Raw genomic sequence first — 12,121 nt, forward strand, 5'->3', positions numbered from 1 at the left:
GCACCCGGGTGCATCAGGACGCAGGTGGGCGGGGAGGTCACAACCAGTCGTTGTGGCGGAAGATCGCGTAGAGCCCGCCCGACAACGCGACGATGACGACGACGCTCATGACGAGCCCCGAATGCGCCTGGAAACCGGGGTAGGGCACGTTCTGGCCGAACCAGCCCGTCACGGCCGTCGGCACCGAGATGATCGCGGCCCACGCGGCGAGTTTCTTCATGATCGTGTTGAGCCGCACGTCCTGCAGCGACAGGTTCGTCTCGAAGACGGTGCTCACCATGTCACGCAGCGACTCGGTCCACTCCGAGGCACGCAGCACGTGGTCGTACAGGTCGTCGTACCAGGCGTCGAGCGGCCCGCCCGTGCGCCCGCGGTGACGCATGAGCGCGTTGACGACCTCACGCATCGGCAGGACGACGCGGCGCAGCGCGACGAGATCCTTGCGGATCGCGTACGTCGTGCGGACGAACTCGCTGCCGGTGCGCCGCTCCGCGAACAACGTCTCCTCGAGGCCCTCGAGAGCGTCGTCGAGCGACTGGATTGTGTCGAAATGGCCGTCGACGACGTAGTCGAGCAACCCGTGCACGAGCGCGCCGCTGCCCTGCGTCATGAGTGAGGCGGAATCATCCCAGCGCTTCACGACCTCACCCATGTCGAACGCTTCGCAGTGCGGCGAGCTGACCCTGATCGTGATGAGCGCCCGCGGCAGCACGATGCCGCTGATGCGCGTGACGCTGAGGTGGCTGCCCCCGTCAGCGTGCTCGGCGAGGGTGTCGGTCGCGAGCTGCGTGGCGTACACGGTGAAGAACAGATGGTCGGCGTGAGCCGTCACCTTGGCGCGCTCGTGCGGAGCGAGAGCATCCTCGACCACAGTCCCGCTCACGCCCAACCGCAGGACGAGCTGACGCAGTTGCTCCGGCGACGGGTCGAGCAGGTCGACCCAGACGAGGTTCTCCTCGTCGCGCATCGCGTCGGCGAGCGCACCCGCCTCGATGGAGCGCGCCTTCGCCTCTTTCCTGCGCCACACCCGCGCGTCAGCGATATCGAGACCCTCGATCATGACGGCTCACCGGCGCGCGGGGGGTTCGAGCGAAGCGGAGCAGGACGAATCATGAGCGCATTGTGACGCATCGCCCCGACAAGACGCTGTGGATCGCGCCGACAGGACGCTGGGATCGTCGCGGCCCGGTTCACGGGGCGGAAGCACCCACGGACCATCGCGCTACTCGCTTCGTCGTTCGTCGCGGCCCGCTCACGGGTCGCAGGCCCTAGGCTGACGGCATGTCCTTCACGGAGTACTTCAGCCCTGACCGTTTCGACTCCCCCGCCACCGAGGACGACCTCACGCACGCCGAGGAGAAGCTCGGCGTTACCTTTCCCGACGACCTGCGCGCCTTCTGGCTGACGACGGCGACGTACAACGGCAACGTCCACATGGCCGACGGCACCGACGGGCCCTACCTGCGCGTGCTGCACCCGAGTTCGGTGACCAAGACCGGCGACATCGTCGTCTTCGGCCGCGGCGAGGACTGGGACTTCGGCGTCGTCCCCGGTCACCCGACGCGCTGGGTCGACGTCGAGCGCGACAGCGGCGAGGAGCTCAGCGAGCTCGGCGCCACGTTCGTCGGCTTCCTCGAGTCGCTGCGCAACGAGCACGCCGAGCAGGACGACCTGTTCGCCTGAGCGCGGCGATCAGGGCGCTATGACGCGCCCACGCTGACCAGGACAACCGGGCATCAGGCGTGATGACGGCGCCGGGCGCGGCGCGTGGTGCGTCATCACGACGCATCGGCGAGGCGCTGCTCCGTCGTCACTGCGCCTCGAACCACTCGGTCCACGAGCGCCCGCGGTCCTCGGAATGGCGGGCATCTCGACACCGGCGAACCTCCAGTGCCACCGCGCCGGCACACCCGTCAGAGCGTCTCGACGAGCCGGATGCGCTGCAGCACGACGGGCGTCGCATCGTCGACGACGAGGTCGGGGTCGCCGAGCTCGGCCCGCATCGCGTCGGAGGCCCAGAAGCGTTCGTGCGCCCCGCGCCATTCGTCGACGCTGCGGAACCCCTCCCCCTCGTCGACGGCGTGCTCGAGGTCAACCTCTCCCAGCGGGACGACGCGCACCTCGACTGTCTCGGTGACGCCGACGGGCATCCCCGCCGACGAGATGAGCACCTCGCGCTCACCGACCCGCGGCAGTTCATCGTCCGCTGAATACGCGGCTGCCAGGGATGATGTCGCCGTCTTGGCACCGCGAAGGATCGGCGCGAGCAGCGCGTCCCGCTGCGGGCCCGCGAACCCGTACAGACCGGGTCGGGCACCGGGCCACTGCGCGTCGATCGCGATCTGACGAAGCCTCTCCACGTAGCTCTCCCAGGAGAACTCGTCGCCCCACGGCAGGTTGGGGTTCGCCTCACGCATGCCGACGCGTCCGTCGAGCAGTTCGCGCAGGACGTCGACCTGCCCCGCGTGGCGGGCCACCTCCACACTCAGGTGGACGAGTACGCGGTGCAGGGTGACGTCGGGCTGCGGCCACCACGGCACGTGGCCGGCGGCGTCGAGGTCGAGGCTCGCGATCGTCTCGTCGGCGTGTGCGACGGCCCGGCGGTAGAGGCGCACAACGCTCTCCACGGTCTCGTCGGACGTCGCCCACAGGTCGGCGTTGGGCTCGGCGTCCTGCCCCATCCACGGCAGCTCCTCGCCGGGGCGGTCGAAGACGTGCCCGAGGTAGCCGTGCTCCATCGCTGCGAGGTGCTTGACGATGCCGAGCAAGTTCGACCCCGTCGACGTCATCGGCCAGCGCAGCTGCCACTCGTCGAGGCCCTCGAGCTTCCACAGGATCGCCGAACGCAGCGAGTCGAGGTACGTCTTCAGCGTGGCCTTGCCGTCCATTCGACCAGGGTAGGTGGCAGCGGTGACAATGGAGCGCATGCCCACCTCGACTCCCACGACGTCGTTCACCGCAGCGCAGAGCCGCGCCCTCATCCGCTCGGTGTTCGGCATCTTCCTCGTCAACGGCCTGATGATCGGGGCCTGGGGCGGTTCGCTGCCCGGCCTCCGTGAACGCCTGCACACCGACGCGTCGGGGATCGGGCTCGTCCTCCTGCTGGCCGGGGGCTCCGCGATCGTGGCCATGCAGGTGAGCGGCCGCGTTTCCGACCGGTTCACACCGCGCCTGCCGTCACTCGTCGGCGGAGTCGGCCTCGCCATCGGGTTGCTGGTGGTCGCGTTCGCCCCGAACTACCCCACCCTCGTGGTCGGCGGCGTGATGATCGGCGCGTGCAACGGTGTCATGGACGTCGCGATGAATGCCCTCGGCGTCGACGCCGAGCGGGCCTCCGGTACGGCGATCATGAGCCGGTTCCATGCGTTCTTCTCGCTCGGAGGTTTCCTCGGCGCCCTGCTCGTCATGGGCTCGGCGAAACTGCAGGGCGGCGACGGGGCTGATCCGAGGTGGGCCCTCGTCGCGGCAGCGATCTTTGCCGGGGCGGGGCTCACCGCACTGTTCGCTCTGACGCCGCAGGCACCGCATGTCGAGGACAGCACGGACGACGCCGCGCCGATCAGCCCCAGGAGCGGCGACGCACCGCCGCGACCCGGCATCCCGCCGCAGGCGTGGCTGCTCGGCGTCATGGCCTTGTTCTTCGGGTTCACGGAGGGCACCGCGATCGACTGGGCCTCGATCCACGTCACGGACGTCGCGCACGTCGACCCGGGGGTCGGCGCGGCCGGTCTCGTCTGCGTGTCCGCGACGATGGTCGTCATCCGGCTGCTCGGCGACTCACTCGTGGCACGATTCGGGCGCGCCGCCGTCGTGCGCTTCGGCGCGCCCGTCGCGGTGGCCGGGTTCGGCGTCGTCATCACCACGTCGTCGCTGCCGCTCATCCTCGTCGGCTGGCTGCTCGTCGGGTTGGGTGTCGGCATGATCGCCCCGCAGATCTACGCCATCGCCGGCCACATCGGCGGCGGCCGCGTGCTCGCCATCGTCACCGCTTTCGGCTATACCGCGTTTCTCGCCGGGCCCGGCATCATCGGCTTCCTCAGCAACCACTTCGGCATCCAGCGCGCGATGATCCTGCCGTTTGTCGCGGGCCTGCTGTTGACGGGGCTGACGTTCACCGCGGCGTTGCGCGACCCACAGGAGAGCTGACGCCTCGTCCCCGCCGGGTCAGTCGAGCGCCTGCCCCCGACGTTCGGGCAGCGCGAGCGCGGCGAGCGTCGCGACCGCGAAGGCTGCGGCGATGACACCGAACGTCCAGCCCTCGCCGTGATGGGTGAACACCCAAGGCACGACGAGCGGCGCCACGATCGAGGCGATGCGCCCGAACGCCGTCGCGCCGCCGGCGCCGCCCGCGCGCATGAGCGTCGGGTAGATCTCGGGCGTGATGGCGTACAGCGCACCCCACGCGCCGAGGTTGAAGAAGCTGAGCGCGCACCCGGCGGCCATGATCGTCGTCTCCGACGTGGCCTGACCGAACAGCAGCGCCGACACCGTCGAACCTGCGAGGAAGAGCGCGAGCGTCGGTCGGCGTCCGATCTTCTCCACGCACACCGCAGCCACCGCGTATCCGGGCAACTGTGCGATCGTGATGACGAGGGTGAAACCGAACGACTTCGCCACCGGAAAGCCGTTCGCGACGAGGAATGTCGGGATCCACAAGAAGGCCCCGTAATAGGCGAAGTTGACGCCGAACCACGTCGCCCACAGAGCGGCAGTCCGCGTTCGATACGGCGCCGAGAACGGGCTCGCCGGCTCTGACGTTCTGGTCGTCTCGACGTCGACGGCGGTTCCCTGCGCGCCCGCGTGGGTGTCGGCAGCGTCGTCGAGGTGCGCGCCGTCGCTGCGCTGCGCCGGACCCGCCGCGGCCTCGAACGAGCGCACGATGCGTTCGGCGTCGTCGTCGCGGCCGACCTTCTCGAGGAAGCGCACCGACTCGGGCAACCCGCGGCGCACGTGAATTGCGTAGAGAGCGGGCACGAGCCCGAGCGCCATCGCCCAGCGCCACCCGTTGTCGTGCGGCACGATCGTGAATCCGATGACGGCCGCGAGCAGCCACCCGAGCGCCCAGAACGACTCGAGGGCGACGACCATCCGTCCACGCAGGCGCTTCGGGGCGAATTCGCTCACCAGGGTCGAGGCCACCGGGAGTTCCGCGCCGAGGCCGAGCCCGACGACGAAGCGCAGGGCGCACAGGACGAGGAAGCTCGGTGCGAGCGCCGACAGACCCGTCGCGAGGCCGTAGACGACGAGTGTGCCCGCGAACACGGTGCGGCGCCCGATGCGGTCGGCCAGGGCGCCGCCGACACCGGCGCCGATCGCCATGCCGACGAAGCCGATCGAGGCGAGCACCGACAGGTCGCCGGTCGTCAGCCCCCACTCCTTCTTGACCGCCACCATGAGAAAGCTGATGAGCCCGACGTCCATCGCGTCGAGCGCCCAGCCGACGCCCGAACCGACGAGCATCGAGCGATGACGCGCCGTGAACGGCAACCGATCGAGCCGCTCGGTTCGACTCGCGGGAGCCGAGAGTGGGGTGGGACGGACCGTCATGGCGCCGCTCTTTTCGTCACATGGGAAAGAAAGGAATGACGTCCACCCTAACGCCTTTGTGTCATGGCGATGAATAAAACGTCACGCCGACTTTCGGCGGGGCACGAACGCGAGCAGCGCAACGGCTGCAACGACGGCGAGGCAGCACAGCGTCGCGTAGGTCGTGGCGCCGGCGACGACGCCTGCGCCGATGCCGCCGCCCGCTCCGGCAAGTGCGACGAGGACGTCGCACGTTCCCTGTGTGCGGGCGCGGGTCGCGCTCGAGGTGGCGTCGACGAGCATCGCCGTGCCGGCCAGCAATCCAGCGTTCCAACCCAACCCCAGCAGCACGAGCGCCGCGATCATCACATCCCCTTGGCCCCCACCCTCCCCGGTGAACTCCCCCTGCTACGTGGTTGGTGCTGGCGCCCCTCGACTCGAGGGTGGGCCTGTCGGCTGAATATGTGGCGCTGAAGGCGCAGCTGTGCACCCCCGGGTGAGGTGTCGGGGTGGACGCGACGGCAGGTGCTGCGTCATCTGGCGCACTTGCAGGCCCACGGGTTGGCGCAGGTCTCGGCGAACGCCGAGTGGACGCGCCCCCAGACCCTGCCGACTCTCGAGGCGGCGTCCGTCGAGCAGGTGGTGCGTGACCGAATCTCGTTGGAACGACAGGTCTTTCGTGAGCGTGCGTCGGCGTGGGTGCTGGCGCGGCGCGCGTCGATCGCTGCGTGCCAGGAGCGCGCACAGCGATGGTGGGCGGGCTTGGACGTGGGTGAGCGGGCGTTGCGGGTGCAGCGGCTGAGCGGGGAGTTCTCGCGTCTGAGTGTGTGACAGCAACAGCAGCACAAGCGCGTGTGGGAGGAACGTAACCTGCGCCGTGGTGTCGATCCGGCACAGCGGCACGTGGACTGGTTGCACGCGCAGGATCGACGGGAGTTCGAGCGGCGCCGTGAGGAGCGACGCGTGTGGTTCGCGAATCTGGCTGAGCCCCTGCGTCAGGCGTACGCGTCGAGCTGGGATGACCACCGCCGCCGCTACGGCTACCCCACGTCGGTGGATGGGGGGCTCTGAGCCGGGGTGAGCCAACCTAGGCGGCCCGTCGTGGCCCATAATCGGGCAGGACGCACCTCACACGAGATGCACACCTACAGGGGATGGCGTGGCGAACAAGAACCTCGGCACGGCTCGCAAGCCAAGCGTGACGAGTTCTGACGGCGTCGATGTGGCCGGGTGCACCGTGCACACGGATCGCGGTCGCAATTCAAGAGCCGCAAGTTCGTGCACGCGGCCCTTCCAAAAGCCAGCCTCGACAGTACGAGTTCTCTCGTCGCCCACTGAAGGAGAACGGTCATGCCGGTCGCGTTCGACACCACTATCCCGATCGCGACGCCGCAGCGCCGTGAAGATCTCATCGACGCCATCATCACCGCCGCGGACAAGCATGGAGAGACTCACTGGCTCGAGTGGAAGAGCGAATGCGACCTGGGTGCCAAAGCTGGCATGTTCGAGTTGGCCAAAGAGATACTCGCTCTGGCCAACCGCGACGTCTCAACGGCACAAGCTGACTGCGGGGGGTTCGGCTACCTTGTCGTCGGGGCGAGCGAGTCCGGCCTTCACGGCGCACCCGCCTTCAGCGCCACCGAGATACAGCAAAAACTGGCGACCTTCTTAGGAACTGGCCTTGAAGCGCCCGCCTGGACAGCGCACCACGTAGCCATGGGGGAAAAGACAGTCCTCGTGATCGAAGTAGCTCCTCCCGCTGACGGCGATCCGCTACGTGTCCTCCAACGCGACTTCGGAAAAGCACGGGCCGGCACGGTCTATGTGCGACACGGTGAGATCGCCTCACCAGCAACTCCGGATCAAATCAGGATGCTTCAGGCGCGCTTCCTCGCAGGCCGATTCGACGACCTCGTCACCGAGCGGCTCGCCCTAGCCTGTGCAACACTCAATGCAGAGTTGGAGTGCCGCCCCAAGGCTGGGCCATGGCACCCCACGGCACGCATCCGACCCCGCACCTACGCGGGCGAGTGGCCCGAAGAAATCCTTGTCATGACCGCACCACAAGGCTCCTTCGAACGCGCGGTACCTGATGCCCACCTACTCAGTCCCCTGCAAGCCGCAGGCATGATCATCGTCTTCCCTGAAGGCGCCGACCTTCTCCATGCCAGTCAAGAAACCCAAGCTTTCCTGCAGGATCAGGGCATTCGTCTTGCCGACAACCACATGGGCCCACGCAAGCCGATCGCGCTGTGCGGCGCTGGCTTCGCACATCTGCACCAGAGCGTGCAGTGGCTCCTCATCGCAGCGTCGCAAAACGGTCAGCTACCTATGTCGATCGGCTTCCACTGCTTACAGCTTTCTGGCCCGAACGACCAGTCCTAGCTGTACCACCCACGCGCCATCCGGCGAGCATTGCTCAGCCGTCACCGCCCGCCGATGTCAGCTCATCGCCACCGCAGCGTCCAGGCTGGGATGGTGATGCATAGGCGCCGTTGCCGGCGATGACGTCGTAGATGAGGCGGCGCGAGACCCCAAGGTCGGTCGCGAGCTCAGCCTTGTTCGCGCCGGCGGCTGCTGCCTGGCGCACATGGGCGATCTGTTCGTCGCTGAGGCGGCGGGCGCGACCCTTGTACACGCCGCGTGCTTTGGCCAGGTCGATTCCTTCGCGTTGGCGTTCGCGGATGAGGGAACGCTCGAGTTCGGCGACGGCGCCGATGAGTTGGCGTTGGAACGTCGCGAACGGCTCGGCCGCGGCGTCGGGTGAGAAGGTGAGGCGTTCCTTGACGAACTCGACACTCACTTTGCGCGCGGTGAGGTCGGAGACGATCTGCTCGAGGTCGATCAGTGATCGCGCGAGCCGGTCCATCGATGCGACGCGCAGCGTGTCACCTCGGCGCACGTAGCGCAGCGCGTCCGCCAGGCCGGCGCGATCGGCTCGGTTCTTGCCGGATTGGTGATCGGTGAACAGCTCGTCGACCGCCCCGAGTGCTTCTAGTTGTCTGGCTAGATTCTGTGATGTCGACGAGACGCGCGCGTACCCCACAATTTGTCCCCGCATGTCTAGACCCTACCCGCAAAGTGGGCAACAAGGTGGCGACCGACCCTATTTGCACGCGAGCCACATAGCGGAGCAACTGTGCAAATAGGGTGTACCCCACCCCACGCAAGTAGGAACCCCCTCAGATGCACACTCTCGGACAAGGGGAATCTAGGGATGGCCCTATCGGCACACTCGGGCGCTCGGGTCGGCGGCTTCGCACCAATCGGTCAGCCGCAGTCCTCGGCTGTTGCAAAAACCTTCGTTTGTGCGACAGGCAAAACGCAGGTGAGTGGTTGGGTGGAGTCATGACCCTTCTCCTGACTGATGGCGACCTCGACAGCGTTGCCCCAGGCGATGCGGTGGCCTGGATGCTGGAAGCTCTGCAGCTGCGGGCTAGCGGTGCGCTTTCGAGCCCGCCTCGGGTTCATGCGTCCCTGGTGTCCGGCAAGATCGTCATGACCGCCGGGCAAACCGCGACCCATTACGGCTATCGCGTCTACGACACGCTGCCCACGACCGCCGGGCAGCAAATCGTTGCCGTGCACGACGCGTCCTCTGGGGACATCGCGGCGGTCCACGTCGGCAACAAGCTCGGTGCCATGCGCACTGGAGCGCTAGGGGGAGTTGCCGCTTCTCTCCTTGGACCGCAGGGCCCAGCGCATCTAGCCATCATCGGAGCCGGTCACCAAGCATGGGCGCAGCTGTGGGCAATCTCGGGGGCTACTGACATCGCGCACGTTGCTATCACGAGTCGTTCAGAGGACTCCCGCAAACAGTTGGCGGCGCAGGCCCAGGAGTTGGGTATCGATGCGCGACCGGTCAGCTCGGTGCGCGAAGCGACCGAAGGTGCCGACATCGTGGTGCTGGCTACGAATTCTTCCACCCCGGTCCTCGACGCGACATGGCTCAAGGATGACGTGCTTGTCACGACACTTGGACCCAAACAGGTTGGGCGCGCTGAGTTTGATCTTGCCCTGCTGGACGGTGCCACGGTCGTCACCACGGACTCACCGGACCAACTGCGCGCTTACGACCCGCCGGCACTCGTAGCGGATGCCGGCCTAAGTGCTGGCGTAGTGGACTTGGCCACCCTGGCAGCGGCAGATCGAGGGCAAACGGAAAGCTCGGTGCGCACTGGTCGACGCGTCTATCTCTCGGTTGGACTGGCAGGCACAGAAGTGCACATGCTCGCGCGCATCTACGAGCAAAGAAGCAGTGCATAAACGGTCGTTTGAGCACGCGTTCTGCTACACGAGGTTGTGCACGTAGTTCTGCTACCGCTCGAGCGTGGCAGAACTACGTGCACAACCGCATCCGGCCGACATGTAGCAGAAACGACCGTTCCTGCACACCTGCGCAAGTGAATTTTTCAACACAGCCGGACGTTTAGTCGCTCCACTTCAGTCCGAGCTTCGCCCAGGCCACTTCGGAGTCTTTCGCTCCGAGCCAGGTGACGGCGTAGGCCACCTCGTCAGGGCAACGCGTCACGATCCAGCCCAGGCGAAAACCAAGAAACGATCGCTGCCTGCGCTCCGAAGGGTGAGCGACTGCCACGAAAATTCCGCTCTCGAGCTCTCTGAGGAGGGGCCAGTCCGGACCGTAGTCCTCTTCGGGGGGTTCAGTCGAGCCATCGGGCCATGCCATTAGAAAGAAGGGCCATGGGCGTCCGTTCCACATGGCCCCGACCTCGCAACCAAGGTAGGCAGACACGCGGCCATCCCGAGACAACGTGGCAACCCGATGGTGGTACCGGTTGAGGTCTGGGGTGTTGGATGCCGGATCGCTTGTCACAGACCCATTGTGCCGAGCGCCGCTAGCCGCCACGGCCAATGGATGCGCGTCGTAGCTCAAACGAAGGGTTCTGCCCCGCCGAGGCGAGCCGGTGGCTCAACCCACCGTTTCTGCACCGACAGCAAGCGCGTACTTACCAGCGGTCGGAGAGTTCTTCGGGGAAGGCCGTCATCCAATAGTCGGGCAGGACGTCACGCAGTGACTTCCATATGATCCGTGTTGCGTCCTCACGGTCAGCGACAGCAACGAGGACGTCTGGGCCGTGAACGGCGAGTCGCTCTCGGCAGACTCCGCAGGGGCTCAGGACGAGGAATCGTCCATCTTCATGTCGGTGCAAGCAGATGGACGCTTTGATTCCCTGATTAAGCCGGTATGCCGCCGCGTAAGGTTCGATTTCGTGGCACACCTCGACTGAGGGGTTGACCGCGCTTGGCGCTGTACCTGTGACGATCGTGCCGTCGGCCAGGAGCATGGCTGCGGCACCATCGTGCCCCCCTTCAGGGAAGCGGTCTTCGATCAGCACGCGGCACGCCTGCGCCGTGGCGTCTAGTTGTGATGACCAGCCAGGTTGTCCAACCGGGTGATGGGCGCGACTCTGCCGATGGCTGAGTGGGGCCGGTGGTGGTTGTACTGGTGGATCCATGGTGCCAGCGCCGCGAGCCGGGCGTCTTCGCTGTCGTAGAACTTCGCGAAGGCCCACCCGTCGGCCAGGGTGCGGTGGAAGCGTTCGATCTTGCCGTTCGTCTGTGGACGGTACGGGCGGGTGCGCTTGTGCACGATGCCAAGTTCGGCGCAGGTGTCACGCCAGTGGTGGCTCTTGTACGCTGAGCCGTTGTCACTCAGCACGCGTTGGACGCTGACGCCGCGCGCAGCGAACCATGCGACAGCGTTGCGCAGCACGGCCGCTGCGGTTTCTTTCTTCTCATCGTCGTGGGCTTCGACGTACGCGACGCGGGAGTGGTCGTCGATGACGGTGTGCAGGTAGCACGTTCCCAGGCGGGGTGCGTGGGTGCTGTTACGGGTGGCGTGGCCGGCTTTGACTGTGGCGATGCGGTTCTGCCCGCCTTGGGCGCGTCCGACGTAGCGGTGGCCGCCGCCGTCGGGCACGCGCCCGAGTTTCTTCACGTCGACGTGGATGAGATCGCCGGGGCGCCCGTGTTCGTAGCGGCGTACTCGTTCGCCGGTGGCGCGGTCGATGTGGGTGAGCCTATTGAGGTGGCAGCGTGTCAGGACGGCGTGCACGGTTGAGGCGGGCAGGCCCAGTTTCGCGCCGATTTCGATGGGTCCGAGGCGTTGACGCAGCCGGGTCTTGACGATCTTGCGGACCACGTGTGGTGGCGTCTTGTTCGGTTGGTGGTGGGGGCGGCTGGAACGATCCAGGAGACCGTCGGCGCCTTCAGCTTCGTAGCGGCGGGCCCATTTCGCGGCGGTCTTCCAGGACACGTCGTAGCGTTCTGCTGCGCGGGCGATGGGCCATTCGTCGTCGATGATGAGGCGGGCCAGGCGTAGGCGGGCGCGGACTGTGAGCGCGGCGTTCGAGTGGGTAGCGTGGGCCATGAAGACCTCCCGGTGCGTGGTGTGGGACCTAGACAGCTCCACTGCACAGCGAGAGGTCTTCGCTTGTCATCCGTTCAGGTCAACGAGTCGCAATGACTCGACCAACGTGCCTGGTCATCACATCTAGTTGGTCGGGGCTCATGCGGCAATCCTAGGTCGGAGCTCTTTCCGTGCAGCTCAAACGCCGCCGCCCGGTCTGAGCGC

13 protein-coding genes are annotated in these 12,121 nt (G+C 66.8%); 6 read left to right on the forward strand and 7 right to left on the reverse strand.

The window, feature by feature from the left end; all coding sequences use genetic code 11:
• Positions 1 to 37 precede the first annotated feature (37 nt).
• Entirely contained in the window at positions 38 to 1,060 is a 1,023-nt protein-coding gene (locus tag DYE07_RS05010) for a magnesium transporter CorA family protein (RefSeq protein WP_115296470.1), read from the reverse strand.
• 221 nt (positions 1,061 to 1,281) lie between these two features.
• Here DYE07_RS05010 and DYE07_RS05015 point away from each other — a divergent pair, with 221 nt between their 5' ends.
• The gene (locus DYE07_RS05015) at positions 1,282 to 1,683 is read left to right on the forward strand and encodes an SMI1/KNR4 family protein (RefSeq protein ID WP_074040379.1); all 402 of its coding nucleotides are present in this window, start codon (positions 1,282 to 1,284) and stop codon (positions 1,681 to 1,683) included.
• Between the two features lie 230 nt (positions 1,684 to 1,913).
• Here the strand turns inward: DYE07_RS05015 and DYE07_RS15080 are convergent, their stop codons facing one another.
• The gene (locus tag DYE07_RS15080; protein WP_115296471.1) at positions 1,914 to 2,888 is read right to left on the reverse strand and encodes a mycothiol transferase; all 975 of its coding nucleotides are present in this window, start codon (positions 2,886 to 2,888) and stop codon (positions 1,914 to 1,916) included.
• Between the two features lie 37 nt (positions 2,889 to 2,925).
• Here DYE07_RS15080 and DYE07_RS05025 point away from each other — a divergent pair, with 37 nt between their 5' ends.
• Positions 2,926 to 4,146, forward strand: a complete 1,221-nt coding sequence (locus tag DYE07_RS05025; RefSeq protein WP_237723920.1) for an MFS transporter — start codon at positions 2,926 to 2,928, stop codon at positions 4,144 to 4,146.
• A gap of 18 nt (positions 4,147 to 4,164) precedes the next feature.
• On the opposite strand, the gene DYE07_RS05030 is transcribed toward DYE07_RS05025, so the two are convergent.
• Together DYE07_RS05030 and DYE07_RS05035 are read right to left on the reverse strand one after the other, a co-directional pair.
• Positions 4,165 to 5,547 (reverse strand): MFS transporter, encoded by a 1,383-nt coding sequence (locus DYE07_RS05030; RefSeq protein ID WP_115296473.1) that lies wholly within the window; start codon positions 5,545 to 5,547, stop codon positions 4,165 to 4,167.
• Between the two features lie 81 nt (positions 5,548 to 5,628).
• Positions 5,629 to 5,892 carry a hypothetical protein gene (locus DYE07_RS05035; RefSeq protein ID WP_115296474.1) on the reverse strand — a complete coding sequence of 88 codons (264 nt, stop codon included), beginning with the start codon at positions 5,890 to 5,892 and terminating at the stop codon, positions 5,629 to 5,631.
• A 135-nt stretch (positions 5,893 to 6,027) separates the two neighbouring features.
• Between DYE07_RS05035 and DYE07_RS15345 the strand changes: the two genes are divergently transcribed.
• From DYE07_RS15345 to DYE07_RS05045, 3 genes are all read left to right on the forward strand, one after another.
• Positions 6,028 to 6,357 carry a hypothetical protein gene (locus DYE07_RS15345; protein ID WP_337905407.1) on the forward strand — a complete coding sequence of 110 codons (330 nt, stop codon included), beginning with the start codon at positions 6,028 to 6,030 and terminating at the stop codon, positions 6,355 to 6,357.
• Between the two features lie 21 nt (positions 6,358 to 6,378).
• Positions 6,379 to 6,597, forward strand: coding sequence for a hypothetical protein (locus DYE07_RS14475; protein WP_143181598.1), 219 nt, complete (start codon positions 6,379 to 6,381; stop codon positions 6,595 to 6,597).
• 279 nt (positions 6,598 to 6,876) lie between these two features.
• Positions 6,877 to 7,911: an AlbA family DNA-binding domain-containing protein gene (locus tag DYE07_RS05045; protein WP_115296476.1), complete on the forward strand. Its 1,035-nt coding sequence runs from the start codon at positions 6,877 to 6,879 to the stop codon at positions 7,909 to 7,911.
• A 34-nt stretch (positions 7,912 to 7,945) separates the two neighbouring features.
• On the opposite strand, the gene DYE07_RS05050 is transcribed toward DYE07_RS05045, so the two are convergent.
• Positions 7,946 to 8,587, reverse strand: a complete 642-nt coding sequence (locus tag DYE07_RS05050) for a recombinase family protein (protein WP_115296477.1) — start codon at positions 8,585 to 8,587, stop codon at positions 7,946 to 7,948.
• 287 nt (positions 8,588 to 8,874) lie between these two features.
• Here DYE07_RS05050 and DYE07_RS05055 point away from each other — a divergent pair, with 287 nt between their 5' ends.
• Positions 8,875 to 9,792, forward strand: coding sequence for an NAD(P)-binding domain-containing protein (locus DYE07_RS05055; protein ID WP_172462947.1), 918 nt, complete (start codon positions 8,875 to 8,877; stop codon positions 9,790 to 9,792).
• A 701-nt stretch (positions 9,793 to 10,493) separates the two neighbouring features.
• Here the strand turns inward: DYE07_RS05055 and DYE07_RS05065 are convergent.
• The gene (locus DYE07_RS05065) at positions 10,494 to 11,003 is read right to left on the reverse strand and encodes a cytidine deaminase (RefSeq protein ID WP_115296480.1); all 510 of its coding nucleotides are present in this window, start codon (positions 11,001 to 11,003) and stop codon (positions 10,494 to 10,496) included.
• A complete protein-coding gene (locus DYE07_RS05070; RefSeq protein WP_115296481.1) occupies positions 10,907 to 11,917 on the reverse strand; it encodes an IS481 family transposase in 1,011 nt (336 codons plus the stop codon). The genes DYE07_RS05065 and DYE07_RS05070 overlap by 97 nt, the downstream gene beginning before the upstream one ends.
• Between the last annotated feature and the right edge of the window lie 204 nt (positions 11,918 to 12,121).

This window comes from Dermacoccus nishinomiyaensis (assembly GCF_900447535.1).
Lineage (GTDB): Bacteria > Actinomycetota > Actinomycetes > Actinomycetales > Dermatophilaceae > Dermacoccus > Dermacoccus nishinomiyaensis.

Excerpts from the sequence above, each read along its gene's own strand:
- DYE07_RS05070 (WP_115296481.1), bottom strand. The coding sequence starts at position 11,917 with ATGGCCCACGCTACCCACTCGAACGCCGCGCTCACAGTCCGCGCCCGC.
- DYE07_RS05055 (WP_172462947.1), top strand. The coding sequence starts at position 8,875 with ATGACCCTTCTCCTGACTGATGGCGACCTCGACAGCGTTGCCCCAGGC.
- DYE07_RS05030 (WP_115296473.1), bottom strand. The coding sequence starts at position 5,547 with ATGACGGTCCGTCCCACCCCACTCTCGGCTCCCGCGAGTCGAACCGAG.
- DYE07_RS15080 (WP_115296471.1), bottom strand. The coding sequence starts at position 2,888 with ATGGACGGCAAGGCCACGCTGAAGACGTACCTCGACTCGCTGCGTTCG.
- DYE07_RS05010 (WP_115296470.1), bottom strand. The coding sequence starts at position 1,060 with ATGATCGAGGGTCTCGATATCGCTGACGCGCGGGTGTGGCGCAGGAAA.
- DYE07_RS05045 (WP_115296476.1), top strand. The coding sequence starts at position 6,877 with ATGCCGGTCGCGTTCGACACCACTATCCCGATCGCGACGCCGCAGCGC.
- DYE07_RS05065 (WP_115296480.1), bottom strand. The coding sequence starts at position 11,003 with ATGGATCCACCAGTACAACCACCACCGGCCCCACTCAGCCATCGGCAG.
- DYE07_RS05015 (WP_074040379.1), top strand. The coding sequence starts at position 1,282 with ATGTCCTTCACGGAGTACTTCAGCCCTGACCGTTTCGACTCCCCCGCC.
- DYE07_RS05035 (WP_115296474.1), bottom strand. The coding sequence starts at position 5,892 with ATGATCGCGGCGCTCGTGCTGCTGGGGTTGGGTTGGAACGCTGGATTG.
- DYE07_RS05025 (WP_237723920.1), top strand. The coding sequence starts at position 2,926 with ATGCCCACCTCGACTCCCACGACGTCGTTCACCGCAGCGCAGAGCCGC.
- DYE07_RS05050 (WP_115296477.1), bottom strand. The coding sequence starts at position 8,587 with ATGCGGGGACAAATTGTGGGGTACGCGCGCGTCTCGTCGACATCACAG.